The following is a 12,746-nucleotide window of genomic DNA, read 5'->3' on the forward strand; positions in this document are numbered from 1 at the left end:
ACACTCTTGATATCAAGACAGACTTCGCCCGATTTGAGCAACTTGGCGCCACCGAAATAAGTCAAGACAGCATCGCTTCCAAGTATACCAGAATCGAAACAAGGCCTCCTGAACCACCAGCGCATGTGCGATGCAGCACCAGTGAAGCCAAACTCGCAGTCAGCATAAGGCCTTGAATTCATTTTTGTTCCCAAATGTATTGCCGAAAAGGCTCCACGAGAGATCGGAAACAGATAGAGCCCCCGGCGGTCTTCGGCCCACTTCATCAAATGTGCATAGGCACCTTTGACTGCATCACTTTGCAGCCGCATCGTGAGCCTATCGATGTGGGCCTGCTCAGCCAGAGAATAGCTCACTGATCCAAGAAACTCCTGAGCTTCCGCGACCTGCTCGGGTGCTTGAGCTTCCTCAGCGCCTTGGCCTCGATCTGGCGGATGCGTTCGCGGGTCACGCTGAACTGTTGGCCCACTTCCTCGAGCGTGTGGTCGGTGTTCATCCCGATGCCAAAGCGCATGCGCAGCACGCGTTCCTCGCGCGGGGTGAGGGAGGCCAGAACGCGGGTCGTGGTTTCCTTGAGGTTTTCCTGAATGGCGCTGTCCAACGGCAGAACGGCGTTCTTGTCCTCGATGAAATCGCCAAGCTGGCTGTCTTCCTCGTCGCCGATGGGGGTTTCCAGCGAAATCGGTTCCTTGGCGATCTTCATCACCTTGCGGACCTTATCGAGCGGCATCTGCAGCTTTTCGGCCAATTCCTCGGGCGTGGGCTCGCGGCCGATCTCGTGCAGCATCTGGCGCCCCGTGCGCACCAGCTTGTTGATCGTTTCGATCATGTGAACGGGAATGCGGATCGTGCGCGCCTGATCGGCGATGGAGCGGGTGATCGCCTGCCGGATCCACCATGTCGCATAGGTGGAAAACTTGTAGCCCCGGCGGTATTCGAATTTATCGACCGCCTTCATCAGGCCGATATTGCCTTCCTGAATGAGATCAAGAAATTGCAGGCCCCGGTTGGTGTATTTCTTGGCGATCGAGATCACGAGGCGCAGATTTGCCTCGACCATTTCCTTTTTCGCCTGACGGGCTTCTTTCTCGCCCTTCTGCACCTGATTCACGATGCGGCGAAACTCGCTGATATCAAGGCCCACATACTGGCCCACCTGTGCCATGTCGGCGCGCAATTCCTCGACCTTGTCGCGGGACCGTTCCATCAGCGCCTGCCAGCCGCGGCCTGATTTCGCGGCCATGCGTTCGCACCATGCCGGGTCCAGCTCGCAGCCGCGATATTCGTCGATGAATTCCCGGCGGTTGATCCGCGCCTGATCGGCCAGCTTCACCATGGAGCTGTCGATGGCCATGATCCGGCGGTTGATGCCGTAAAGCTGGTCGATCAGCGCCTCGATACGGTTGTTGTGCAGGTGCAGCTCATTGACCAGTTCAACGATTTCCGCGCGCAGCGTCTGATAGATTTCTTCGTCTTTCCTCGAAAAGCTGCCATCTTCGTTGAGGGTGGCCGAGATCCGCTTGTCCTGCATTTCGGAGAGCATGACATAATCGCCCGCGATCCGGTCCAGCGTTTCCAGAACGCGCGGCTTGAGGGCGGCCTCCATCGCGGCCAGGCTCATGTTGGCCTGTTCGTCGTCCTCATCCTCATCATCGCCGTCGTGCGATAGCGGGTTGCCATCGGCATCCAGCTCGGGCTCATCGCCGCCCGTGCGGGTCGGGATGCCCGCACCATCGGCCAGATCGGCGACTACGGGTGCATCCTCGTCATCGCCGAGCGATCGGCCAAAGGTGGCATCAAGGTCGATCACATCGCGCAGCAAGATGTCTTCGTCGAGCAATTCATCGCGCCAGATGGTGATCGCCTGAAAGGTCAGCGGGCTTTCGCAAAGCCCTGCGATCATCGTGTTGCGGCCGGCCTCGATCCGCTTGGCGATGGCAATCTCGCCTTCGCGCGACAAAAGCTCGACCGAGCCCATTTCGCGCAGATACATCCGCACCGGATCATCGGTCCGGTCCAGCTTTTCGGTTTCACTGCTGGCCAGCGTGACCTCGCGCGAGCTGGAGGTTTCGACCAGATCGGTCGCCTCCTTTGCGCCATCGCCCTCTTCGTCGGCCTCATCATTCTCGATGACGTTGATGCCCATTTCGGACAGCATCGACATCACGTCTTCGATCTGTTCGGACGACACCTGTTCGGGGGGCAGGACCCGGTTGAGCTGGTCATAGGTGATGTAGCCACGCGTGCGCGCCTCGGCGATCATCTTCTTGACCGCAGTCTGGCTCATGTCGAGGCCGATTTCGGTTTCCTCGCCTTCCTGGTCCTTGCGGTCGTCGGTGTCTTTGGCCATGGGCGGGTGTCCTTCGGCGTCCTGTGGCGAGTGAACCACCTGTGGGGGCGATTCATTGCTACTGCAACTTATGTAGGGCGAATCAGTGATTCGCCTAGGGCGGTCAGCGGCCTTTCTTCTCCCAGACGCGAGCCTCTATCAAGGCATGCAAGCCTTTCGACAAGGCGGCTGTGTCTTCGCTGACGGCACCGGCTGCGTCCGGGGTTGCGGGGCGGCCCGCGCGGTGGCGGGTCTGCACCGCGTGATTGAGCCGCCGCACCAGGCGTTTGTCGCCTTCGGGGGCGTTTTCCAGATCCTCCAGCGCTTCGGTCATTTCGGCCGCAAGCGCCCGGGTTGCATGGTATTTTTGGAATTCCTCGGTCACACAGGCCTCTGCCTTGTCAGGGCTGACAGGGCCCGACAAGAAGGGCGCGATCATCAGATGGGGCATGGCCCGCAACCGGTCAAGGGCCAGACCCAGCCCTGCGGCCAGACACTCTGCAACGACCTCGGCCGCGTCGCTTGCACGGGTCGCCAACAAAACATCGGCCAAGGCAACATGTTCGGGGTCGCGCAACGCCAGTCGACCCAGATCGCTTTCGAAACGCGCAATCAGCGCGGGATAGCGGCACAAAGTGGCAAGGATCAGCGTCGCCCGCAGATCGTCGGCGCTCAGGCTGCCCGATCCCAGTGCAGAGTTGCGGGTTTCAACCAGCGCCGTTTGCGCCTCGGCAAAACCGCGGTCGCGCCAAGCGCCGCGCCCTTGCCGGCCGGATGGGGCCTGCTGCGGCGGACGGAACAGGGCCTGCTTGAGGGGCCAGAGCGCTTGATTGTAATGCTTGCGCAAATTGGGGTCGCGGATCGCGCGCAGGATTTGGTCGAGGCGCGCATCGAGCGCTGCGCGCCGATCGGGGCTGTCGAAAACCTGCCCTTCGGTCTCGCGCCGCCAGAGCATGCGCACCAGCGGCTCGGCGCTGTCGAGCAGCGCGCGCATCGCATCGGCCCCGCGCGTGCGCAGCAGATCGTCGGGATCTTGCCCTTCGGGCAGGATGCAAAACCGCAAGCTCTTGCCCGGCTCGAGCATCGGCAGCGCCAGATCGACCAGCCGCATGGCCGCCCTGATGCCCGCCGCATCGCCATCAAGCGCGATGATGGGCTCGCTTGCCACGCGCCACATCAGACGCAGCTGATCTTCGGTCACGGCCGTGCCAAGAGGTGCCACCGCCGCGTCGAACCCGGCCTTTACCAGCGCGATGACATCCATATAGCCTTCGGCCACGATCAAGGGCTTGCCCTTGCCCGCCGCCTCGCGCGCGGGTCCGTGATTGTAAAGCGCGCGCCCCTTGTCAAAGAGCGGCGTCTCGCGGGAGTTGAGGTATTTGGCGCGTGCATCCGCCGCCATCGCCCGCCCGCCGAACCCGATGCAGCGCCCGCGCGCATCGCGGATGGGAAACATGATCCGGTCGCGGAACGCGTCATAGGGCGCGCCGCCATCATCGGGGCGGGTGGCCACCCCCGCGTCGATCAGGTCTTGGGCTGCGATGCCCTTGGCGGTCAGCGCGGCGAAGGCGCTTTGCCGCGCGGACGGGGCAAAGCCGATCTCGAAGCGGTCGATGGTGGCGCTGTCCAACCCGCGGCGCTCCAGATAGGCGCGCGCCTCTGCCGCGGCACCGGTCTTGAGTTGCAGGCGAAAAAACCCCACCGCGGCTTCGGTCACGGCCACAAGGCGTTGGCTGAGGTCCGCTTTTTCGACCGCCTGCGGATCGCGCGCGGGCATCTGCAAGCCCGCCTCGCGCGCCAAAAGCTCGATCGCTTCCATGAAGCTCATGTTTTCGGTGTTTTGCACAAAGGAAATCGCGTCACCCTTGGCGTGACAGCCAAAGCAATAATAGTAGCCCTTGCGGTCATCGACGTGGAAAGAGGCGGATTTTTCCTGATGGAACGGGCAGGCCGCCCACATGTCGCCCTTGGCCTGGTTCGATTTGCGCATGTCCCAAATCACCTTGCGCCCGACCACCTGTGTGATCGAGACGCGATTGCGCAATTCGTCAAGGAAACCGGGGGGCAGACTCATCCCTTCAATATCGGGGGGGTGGGCTGGCCTGTCCAGTCTGGCATCGCAGAAAGGCTGGGGATGGAATCGCGATCCCTGATGTGCGGTCCGCCGGTTCCCGGGCGCAGCCGCCCGCCCGCCTGTCTTTTTGTCGGGCCTGTGCCAAGGGGGGATCAGGTTGCCCCCCGGTCAAAGATCAAAGCGCCCCGCGCGCGGCCAGTTTCCGCATCACATCCGACACCTCATGCACCGCCGTGGCGGCCATGGAGCGGAACACCACAAGCTCGAACCCGTCCCCGCCCCGGTGCAAGATCAGCGTGGGCATATGGCCAAGCAGCGTGCGCCGCGACGAGCCCGGCGGACAGGCGGCCGGGGCCAGATCGATGGGCACCAGTCGCGCCAACACCGCGCGCGCCGACGCCCCCTCAAGGATCAGCCGTGCCCAGCCGTCGGATTGATCGCAAAGGGCCGCATGCGCGGCAAGGCCCGGATCGGGCACCGCACCCATCAAAAAGGCCTGATCAAGCCCCGACCATGCGATGGTGGCCGTGCCGGTTTCGGACATGCCGCCCGGTGCGGGAAAGCGCAGGCCATGGGCCTGTTGCAGGGCCGCTGACAGTGCCTCGGTCTGTCCGCGATAGGGTGCGATGGACCAGATCGCGGTCATCGGCGCTTCGGTCAGATGCACGCCCGCCAGCATGACGGGGGTCAGGCCGTGGGCCGGGGATTTCGGGGTCAGATCAGCCACGCGCGCGCCCTCCCTCCGGGTCGAAGAATACCGGGCTCACGACCTCAACGAGGGTGCGGATGGCGCGCAGATGATCCACCAGCACGATCTGTTGGCCGATCCGTTCCGGGCCGTGCCGCAAAAAGCCCATCCCGATCATGTGGCCCAGCATGGGCGAATGCCCGACCGATGTGACATAGCCCTGATCATGCACCCGGTCGTGCGGATCATCGGGCAAAAACAGCCGCGCGCCTGCCGTCAGCACGCCAGCGGGCGCCACCGGTCTTAGGCCCACCAGGCGTTCGCGGCCGGGCTCCAGCAAACCGGGGCGCGCGGCGGCGGCCTTGCCGATGAACTCCTTTTTCTCGGACAGCATGCGGCCCATGCCGATGTCATGGGCGGTCACGCGGCCATGGATTTCAGCATGGGTGATGAACCCCTTTTCGATCCGCAGGACATTGAGCGCCTCAAGCCCATAGGCACCGCCCCCCAAGGTTTCGGCGCGCGCCACCAGATCGCGATAGAGCGCGTCGCCATAGCGCGCAGGCACCGCGATTTCATAGGCCTGTTCGCCCGAGAACGAGATGCGGAACAACCGCCCCGCAATGCCATGCACCCCCACGCTGCCACAGGCCATGAAGGGAAAGCCCGCATCATCGATGGGCCGGTCCAGCACGCCGTTCAGCAGATCGCGCGCGCGCGGCCCCGCAACGGAAAACTGCGCCCAGGCTTCCGTGGCCGAGATCAGGCGCAGGTCAAGATCCGGGCGCAGGCCTTGCGCCACCAGGTCCAGATGGGCCATCACCTGACCAGCGGCGGCGGTGGTCGTGGTCATCACATAGTGATGCGCGCCCAGCCGCGCGGTGGTGCCGTCATCCATCACATGCCCGTCTTCGCGCAGCATGAGGCCATAGCGCACGCGCCCCACGGGCAGGGTCGAAAAGCTGTTGGTATAGACGAAATCGAGAAACGCCCCCGCGTCAGGGCCTTGGATGTCGATCTTGCCCAGGGTCGAGACATCGATGACGCCGACCGCGCCGCGCACCATCCGCACCTCGCGGTCACAGGCGTCTTGCCATGTCGTTTCGCCCGGCGCCGGGAAATAGGAGGGGCGATACCACAGACCCGCCTCGATCATCGGTGCGCCGCGCGCAAGGCTGGCGGCGTGGCTGGTCATCAGCCGCTCGGGCGCGAAGCCATGCCCTTGGCCAAAAGCGCCCAAAGCCCCCATGGTCAGCGGTGCATAGGGCGGGCGATAGGTGGTTGTGCCGGTCTCGGGGATGGCGCGCCCGGTGGCATCGGCCAGCAGGGCAAGAGCCACGATGTTGGAATTCTTGCCCTGATCGGGGGCCATGCCCTGGGTCGTGTAGCGCTTCATGTGCTCGACCGACCGGAACCCTTCGGCCGCGGCCTGCGTCACGTCCTTGGTCGTGACGTCATTGGCGAAATCAAGCCATGCCCGCCCGCGCCCCGGCACCACCCACAGCGTCTGCCCCCGGGGATCGGCATCATCGGCCTGTGGCAAGGCGGGGCCGCGCGGGGTGCGCAGACCCAGCGCCTTGAGCGCGGCACGGCCCGCCTCGCGCCCTTCGCGCAGGCACGCGGCGGTGGACATCGCGCCATTGCAGGCCCCCGCCGCCGTCAACCCCGGCACGGCGCCCGGTGCGGGCAGGAACATCTGGCGCCCCTCGTCCCAGACCGGCCGCCCGCCCAGATGACAGGTCAGATGCACCGCCGGGTTCCAGCCGCCCGACACCGCAAGGCAATCGGTGATCAGCGTGCTGGTGCGGCTGCCTGCCCGATAGCTGATTTCGCGCAAGCCCTGCCGCCCTTTGGTGCCGATCACCTGCGCGCCCGCGATCAGCCGGTAATCGCCCTGTGGCTGCGCATCGGCGCGGCTGTCGATCACGGCGGCCACCTTGACGCCTGCGGCCAGCAGGTCGACCGCCGTGCGATGGGCGTCATCATGGGTGGCAAAGACAGTCACGTTACGCCCCGCCGCCACGCCATACCGGTTGAGATAGCTGCGCACCGCCCCCGCCAGCATGATGCCGGGCCGGTCGTTCATCGGAAAGGCGATGGGCCGTTCATGGGCGCCGGCCGCCAGCACGGCCTGGCGTGCGCGGATGCGCCAGAAACACTCGGGCGGCAGATCGGGGGCAGGCGGCAGATGGCGGGCCACGCGTTCCAGCGCGCCATAGCTGCCATCATCATAGGCGCCTGTCACCGTGGTGCGCGCCATCCGCCGGACGCGCCCCGTGGCGTCCAGCGCCTTGAGCATATCCTCGACCCAGAAGCTGGCATCCGCCCCGTCGATCTTTTGGCTGTCCGACAAAAGCCGCCCGCCAAAGGCTGCGGTTTCTTCTACAACAATCACGTCGGCGCCGCCTTGGGCGGCTGTCAGCGCCGCCATCAACCCCGCAGGCCCGCCCCCGATCACCAGCACGTCGCAAAAGGCAAAGGCTTTTTCATGGTGCTGCGGCTCGGGCGCGCGCGTCATCCGGCCCAGCCCTGCGGCGCGGCGGATGACCGGCTCGTAGAGCTTTTCCCAAAAGCTGCGTGGCCACATGAAGGTCTTGTAATAGAAACCCGTTGCCAGAAACGGCCAGAGCAGATCGTTGATCGCCATCAGGTCGCGATCAAGCGGGCCCAGATGGTTCTGGCTTTGGGCCACCAGCCCGTCGAAAATCTCCTGCACCGTGGCGCGGGTGTTGGGGATCATCGCATCGCCCCGGCCCACCTGCATCAGCGTGTTGGGGTCTTCGGCCCCGGCGGTCATCACGCCGCGCGGGCGGTGGTATTTGAATGACCGCCCCATCAGCCTGACGCCCTTGGCCAAAAGCGCCGACGCGATGGTGTCGCCCGCAAATCCCGCCACGTCCTGACCGTTGAAACGGAAGCGGACGGGCCTTGTCCGGTCGACCAGCCCGCGCCCCTCAACGCGCATGATGCGCCTCTGATGCCAGGGTGGCGCCGCTGACGGCATGGGTCACGGTGTTGCGCGCCACCACCAGCCACGCGCCGCACCCGCCGCCGTGATACCACAACTCGCGCGTGGGTCCGGCCGGGTTGTCGCGCAGGTGGATATAGGCGTGCCAGACTTCGGGCGCGGCGCCATCGGCGGGGCGATCCAGCGTCACCGCGTCACCCTTGCAGGTGAATTCGCGACTGTCGCGCAGGCCACACATGGGACAGGGGATTTGCATGTCGTCTTGAACCCTCAGTGCAGGTTGTGCTGGCTGCCGGTGCCTTCTTCATCCATCAGGCCGCGGCCCGTGGCAAAACGGTCCAGCCGATAGGCGGCCGCCGCCGCATGCGGGCGGTCTGTCGCGATCAGATGGGCAAAGCAATGGCCCGAACCCGGCACCGCCTTGAAGCCGCCATAACACCAGCCGCAATTGAGATAGAGCCCCTCGACAGCGGTGCGGTCGATGATGGGCGAGCCATCGGGCGACATGTCCATGATCCCCCCCCAGCTGCGCAGCATCCGCGCCTTGCCGATCATCGGCATCAGCGTCATGCCCGCCTCGGCCACATGTTCCACCATCGGCAGATTGCCGCGCGCCGCATAGCTGGCGTAGAAATCCAGATCGCCGCCAAAGACCAGCCCGCCCTTGTCGGACTGGCTGATGTAGAAATGTCCCATGCCATAGCTGATGACATGATCGATGACGGGCTTGAGCCCCTCGGTCACAAAAGCCTGAAGCACATGGCTTTCGATCGGAAGCCGCAGGCCCGCCATCGCGGCCACCTGGCTCGAGCGGCCCGCCACCACGATGGCCACCTTTCTGGCCCGGATCGCCCCGCGCGAGGTCTGCACGCCGGTGACGCGCCCGCCGGAGATGTCGATGCCCGTCACCTCGCAATTCTGGATCAGGTCCACGCCGCGCCGATCGGCGCCCCGCGCATAGCCCCAGGCCACCGCGTCATGGCGCGCCGTGCCGCCGCGCGGGTGGTAGAGCCCGCCATAGATCGGAAAACGCGTCTGGTCGTAATCAAGATAGGGCAACAGCTTGCGGCAGCCCTCGCGGTCCAGCAAGATCGCGTCGTCGCCCTGATTGATCATCATGTTGCCCCGCCGCACAAAGGCGTCGCGCTGGCCGTCGGAATGAAACAGGTTGATCAGCCCACGCTGCGAATGCATCACATTGTAGTTGAGATCGCCCTCGAGCCCTTCCCACAGCTTCATCGAATGGGAATAGAACTGCGAATTGCCCTCAAGAAAGTAGTTGGCCCGCACGATGGTGGTGTTGCGCCCCACGCTGCCGCCGCCCAGATAGCCCTTTTCCAGCACGGCAATGTTGGTCAGCCCGTGTTCCTTGGCCAGATAATAGGCGGTCGACAGACCATGCCCGCCGCCACCGATGATCACGATGTCATAGGCATCCTTGGGGGCAGGGTCACGCCAGGCCCGGGCCCAGCGTCGATTGCCCGTCAATCCCTGTGCAAGCACCTGCCAGCCTGAATAGCGCATCTTGTTCCCCGCCCCGTCCGCGGCACTATTGGCCGGGACGACAGGAAAGAAAAGCCCGCCTGCGACACGCGGCAGTGCGGGCGCGACCGCGTCTGCATCTGGCTGCGCGCACCCGGGCCGCAGGCTGGGTCAGGAAACTGTAACACTTACCTGCAAGGATCAACGCCACAAGGTCACAAGGGTTGAGTTGCGCTGCGCGCCGTGCGTTGCTTGGTCAGTGCTGCGCAAGGCACAGGCCCTCGGGGCCCGATCTTGGGGAGATGTGTGATGAGCCTGCAAACCGGCGAGCCGAGTTTTCGCCAATCCGTCGATCTGATGTTCACCCGCGCGGCGGCTCTGATGGATCTGCCCCCGGGGCTTGAGGAAAAGATCCGCGTCTGCAACGCGACCTATACCGTGCGCTTTGGCGTGCGGCTTCGGGGCGAGATCCGCACCTTTACCGGCTACCGCGCGGTACATTCCGAGCATATGGAACCCGTCAAGGGCGGCATCCGCTATGCGCTGGCCGTCAATCAGGACGAGGTCGAGGCGCTGGCGGCCCTGATGACCTACAAATGCGCGCTGGTCGAGGCGCCGTTCGGCGGGTCCAAGGGCGGGCTTTGCATCGATCCGGGCGCCTATAGCGAGGAAGAGCTGGAAAAGATCACCCGGCGCTTTGCCTATGAGCTGATCAAGCGCGACCTGATCCACCCCGCCCAGAATGTGCCCGCCCCCGACATGGGCACGGGCGAGCGTGAAATGGCCTGGATCGCCGATCAATATGCGCGCATGACCACAACCGACATCAACGCGCGCGCCTGTGTCACCGGCAAGCCGATCCATGCGGGCGGCATTCAGGGCCGGGTCGAAGCAACCGGGCGGGGCGTGCAATATGCGCTGCGCGAATTTTTCCGCCACCCCGAGGATGTGGCCAAGGCCGGGCTGTCGGGCACGCTCGATGGCAAGCGCGTGATCGTGCAGGGTCTGGGCAATGTGGGGTTTCACGCGGCGCTGTTTCTCTCGACCGAGGATGGCTGCCGCATCACCCATGTGATCGAACGCGATGGTGCGGTGGAAAACCCGGCGGGCCTCGATATCATGGGCTTGCGCGACTGGATCGCCACCCATGGCGGCGTCACGGGCTACCCGGGTGGCACATACCATCCCGATGGGGCCCGCCTCCTCGAGGCCGCGTGCGACATCTTGATCCCCGCCGCGATGGAGGGGGTGATCACCATCCACAATGCCGCCGCCATCAAGGCCCCGCTGATCTTGGAGGCCGCCAATGGCCCGGTCACGGCGGGCGCCGATGACATCCTGCGCGCCCGGGGCAGCGTCATCATCCCCGATCTTTACGCCAATGCGGGCGGGGTCACGGTCAGCTATTTCGAATGGGTCAAGAACCTCAGCCATATCCGCTTTGGCCGGATGCAGCGCCGGCAGGAGGAATCGCGCCACCAGCTTCTGGTCGACGAGCTGGAACGCCTTTCGGCCGACAGCGGTATCGGCTGGACGCTGAGCCCCGATTTCAAGCAGAAATACCTGCGCGGGGCGGGCGAGCTGGAGCTGGTGCGCTCGGGCCTCGATGACACGATGCGTGCGGCCTACCAATCCATGCGCGCGGTCTGGTGGGAACACCCTGGTGTCACCGATCTGCGCATGGCGGGATTTCTGGTGGCCATCGGGCGGGTCGCAGACAGCTATCAGGCCAAGGGCATCTGAGCCGTCCCTGTGCCAAGGGGGACGGGCCTTCGAAGGCCCGTCCGCCGCCCACCCGGAAGCCGCATCGGCACGCCCTTGCGCACACGGGTTTTCAGATCTGTCCGGCGTACCCCCCGCGCGGCGCCGGTACGGGCCTTCGAAGGCCCGTGACACGCGCGTTGCAACGCGCGTGCGCCCCGTCAGGCCCCGTGTTGCGGGGGTTTGGTGCCGTCGTCGTCAGGCACCGCCTCGAGCAGATCGCCGGGCTGGCAACCGAGCACGGCGCAGATGCGCGCCAATGTCTCGAAGCGGATGCCCCTGACCTGCCCCGTCTTGAGCAGGCTGAGGTTCTGCACGCTGATGCCGATGGCTTCGGCCAGATCCTTGGATTTCATCTTGCGACGCGCCAACATCACGTCAAGGCGGACGATGATCCGCATCAGATGAACCCTTCGTTCTCGTCCTTGAGGCGGATCGCCTCGGCCATGATCCAGCCGGTCAGGTAGAAGCCCCCGCCGCACAAGATCAGCCCGGCGGCTTCGGAGTTGAAATAGAAGCTGGGCCCGAAAGGCCCCGAGGGGTTGTGCCATGACAAGATCACGGGCGTGAACAGATTGGCCACCAGATCCAGCGCCCCCGATGCCGCGCAGGCGATCCCCGCGATGCGAAAGCGCCGCGCGACGCGGTGGTCGAACAGCACCCCTTTGCGCACCAGCGACAAGAGCTCGATGGCTGACAGCACCGCCAGCACCCCCGCCGCGACAGGCAAGAGCCAGACCACCGCGTAAACGAACCGCGTGGCGGTGGCGATCTCGGCCCCGGGCTCGACCCATGGGCTTTGCAGCCAGAGATCGGGTGACAGGAGCGCATAGTCGAGCGTGCCCATGGCCGTGAACAAGATATAGAGCACGAGGAACAGGCCCATCACCGGCAATAGCGCGGTGGCGGTGGTTCTGACACGGGTCATGAGGCCCTCAAAAATTCATGTTTTGCGTTGATTTATAAAAGCAGGATGGTATATCTATCGAAAGTTGTAAACAGTCACATTGGTGCGGTCATCCAGTGCTCATTCTCTCGCATCGCATCGCATCGCATCGCGACCCCGGCCTTGATCGTGGCGGCGGGGCGGCGTCATGACTGAAAGGGCTGAATTCGAGCGCAGGCTGGCCGGCGCGCGGGCCGAACTGGCGGCAACGGGCATGTGGCGCGCGAATTACGACCCTTGGCCTGATCGCTGGCTCAGGCGGTTCGGCCTGCGCTTGCGCCCGCCGCATTACCGCGACCCGTGGCGGTATGGCGTGGGGTTGGGGGTCTATTTTGCCGTGACCTGGGGCATCCTGATGTGGCTGGTCGTGTGGTCGGCGCAGGACATGCCGATCCTGTTGGCCATGGGCGCGGCAGTATTCGCGGGTGTGCTCTTTGGCGTCTTTATGGCCATTTCCCTTGCGTTCGGCCGCCGCCGACATCGCTTGACCCGGTGGGA

11 protein-coding genes are annotated in these 12,746 nt (G+C 64.7%); 2 read left to right on the forward strand and 9 right to left on the reverse strand.

Translation table 11 applies throughout. From position 1 onward, the window contains the following. The 7 genes from Q0094_RS01085 to Q0094_RS01115 all read right to left on the reverse strand — a co-directional run. Positions 1-356, reverse strand: a 356-nt coding sequence (locus Q0094_RS01085; RefSeq protein WP_297614327.1) for a hypothetical protein, incomplete at its 3' end; no start/stop codon positions are given. Further along, positions 353-2,350, reverse strand: a complete 1,998-nt coding sequence (rpoD, locus tag Q0094_RS01090; RefSeq protein WP_297614328.1) for an RNA polymerase sigma factor RpoD — start codon at positions 2,348-2,350, stop codon at positions 353-355. The genes Q0094_RS01085 and rpoD, both read right to left, overlap by 4 nt. 103 nt (positions 2,351-2,453) lie before the next feature. Then, positions 2,454-4,403, reverse strand: a complete 1,950-nt coding sequence (gene dnaG, locus Q0094_RS01095) for a DNA primase (RefSeq protein WP_297614330.1) — start codon at positions 4,401-4,403, stop codon at positions 2,454-2,456. A 175-nt stretch (positions 4,404-4,578) separates the two neighbouring features. Further along, the gene (locus Q0094_RS01100) at positions 4,579-5,130 is read right to left on the reverse strand and encodes a sarcosine oxidase subunit gamma (protein WP_297614332.1); all 552 of its coding nucleotides are present in this window, start codon (positions 5,128-5,130) and stop codon (positions 4,579-4,581) included. Then, positions 5,123-8,056, reverse strand: a complete 2,934-nt coding sequence (locus Q0094_RS01105; protein ID WP_297614334.1) for a sarcosine oxidase subunit alpha family protein — start codon at positions 8,054-8,056, stop codon at positions 5,123-5,125. The genes Q0094_RS01100 and Q0094_RS01105 overlap by 8 nt, the downstream gene beginning before the upstream one ends. Next, a complete protein-coding gene (locus Q0094_RS01110) occupies positions 8,046-8,315 on the reverse strand; it encodes a sarcosine oxidase subunit delta (protein ID WP_297614336.1) in 270 nt (89 codons plus the stop codon). The genes Q0094_RS01105 and Q0094_RS01110 overlap by 11 nt, the downstream gene beginning before the upstream one ends. Positions 8,316-8,329: 14 nt before the next feature. Next, positions 8,330-9,583: a sarcosine oxidase subunit beta family protein gene (locus tag Q0094_RS01115; RefSeq protein ID WP_297614338.1), complete on the reverse strand. Its 1,254-nt coding sequence runs from the start codon at positions 9,581-9,583 to the stop codon at positions 8,330-8,332. A gap of 267 nt (positions 9,584-9,850) precedes the next feature. On the opposite strand from Q0094_RS01115, the gene Q0094_RS01120 reads away from it, so the two are divergent. Next, positions 9,851-11,284: a Glu/Leu/Phe/Val dehydrogenase gene (locus Q0094_RS01120; RefSeq protein WP_297614340.1), complete on the forward strand. Its 1,434-nt coding sequence runs from the start codon at positions 9,851-9,853 to the stop codon at positions 11,282-11,284. A 179-nt stretch (positions 11,285-11,463) separates the two neighbouring features. On the opposite strand, the gene Q0094_RS01125 is transcribed toward Q0094_RS01120, so the two are convergent. Continuing rightward, positions 11,464-11,703 (reverse strand): helix-turn-helix transcriptional regulator, encoded by a 240-nt coding sequence (locus Q0094_RS01125; RefSeq protein ID WP_297614342.1) that lies wholly within the window; start codon positions 11,701-11,703, stop codon positions 11,464-11,466. Then, positions 11,703-12,230 carry a DUF2975 domain-containing protein gene (locus tag Q0094_RS01130; RefSeq protein WP_297614344.1) on the reverse strand — a complete coding sequence of 176 codons (528 nt, stop codon included), beginning with the start codon at positions 12,228-12,230 and terminating at the stop codon, positions 11,703-11,705. The genes Q0094_RS01125 and Q0094_RS01130 overlap by 1 nt, the downstream gene beginning before the upstream one ends. A 166-nt stretch (positions 12,231-12,396) precedes the next feature. Here Q0094_RS01130 and Q0094_RS01135 point away from each other — a divergent pair. After that, the coding region (locus Q0094_RS01135) for a DUF6404 family protein (protein ID WP_297614346.1) at positions 12,397-12,746 on the forward strand (350 nt) is incomplete at its 3' end.

The sequence above is a fragment of the uncultured Roseicyclus sp. genome, from assembly GCF_937892565.1.
In the GTDB taxonomy this organism is placed as follows: Bacteria; Pseudomonadota; Alphaproteobacteria; order Rhodobacterales; family Rhodobacteraceae; genus Roseicyclus.

Coding starts and splice junctions, on each gene's coding strand:
- Q0094_RS01110 (WP_297614336.1), bottom strand. CDS start 8,315: ATGCAAATCCCCTGTCCCATGTGTGGCCTGCGCGACAGTCGCGAATTC.
- dnaG (WP_297614330.1), bottom strand. CDS start 4,403: ATGAGTCTGCCCCCCGGTTTCCTTGACGAATTGCGCAATCGCGTCTCG.
- Q0094_RS01105 (WP_297614334.1), bottom strand. CDS start 8,056: ATGCGCGTTGAGGGGCGCGGGCTGGTCGACCGGACAAGGCCCGTCCGC.
- Q0094_RS01115 (WP_297614338.1), bottom strand. CDS start 9,583: ATGCGCTATTCAGGCTGGCAGGTGCTTGCACAGGGATTGACGGGCAAT.
- rpoD (WP_297614328.1), bottom strand. CDS start 2,350: ATGGCCAAAGACACCGACGACCGCAAGGACCAGGAAGGCGAGGAAACC.
- Q0094_RS01130 (WP_297614344.1), bottom strand. CDS start 12,230: ATGACCCGTGTCAGAACCACCGCCACCGCGCTATTGCCGGTGATGGGC.
- Q0094_RS01125 (WP_297614342.1), bottom strand. CDS start 11,703: ATGCGGATCATCGTCCGCCTTGACGTGATGTTGGCGCGTCGCAAGATG.
- Q0094_RS01120 (WP_297614340.1), top strand. CDS start 9,851: ATGAGCCTGCAAACCGGCGAGCCGAGTTTTCGCCAATCCGTCGATCTG.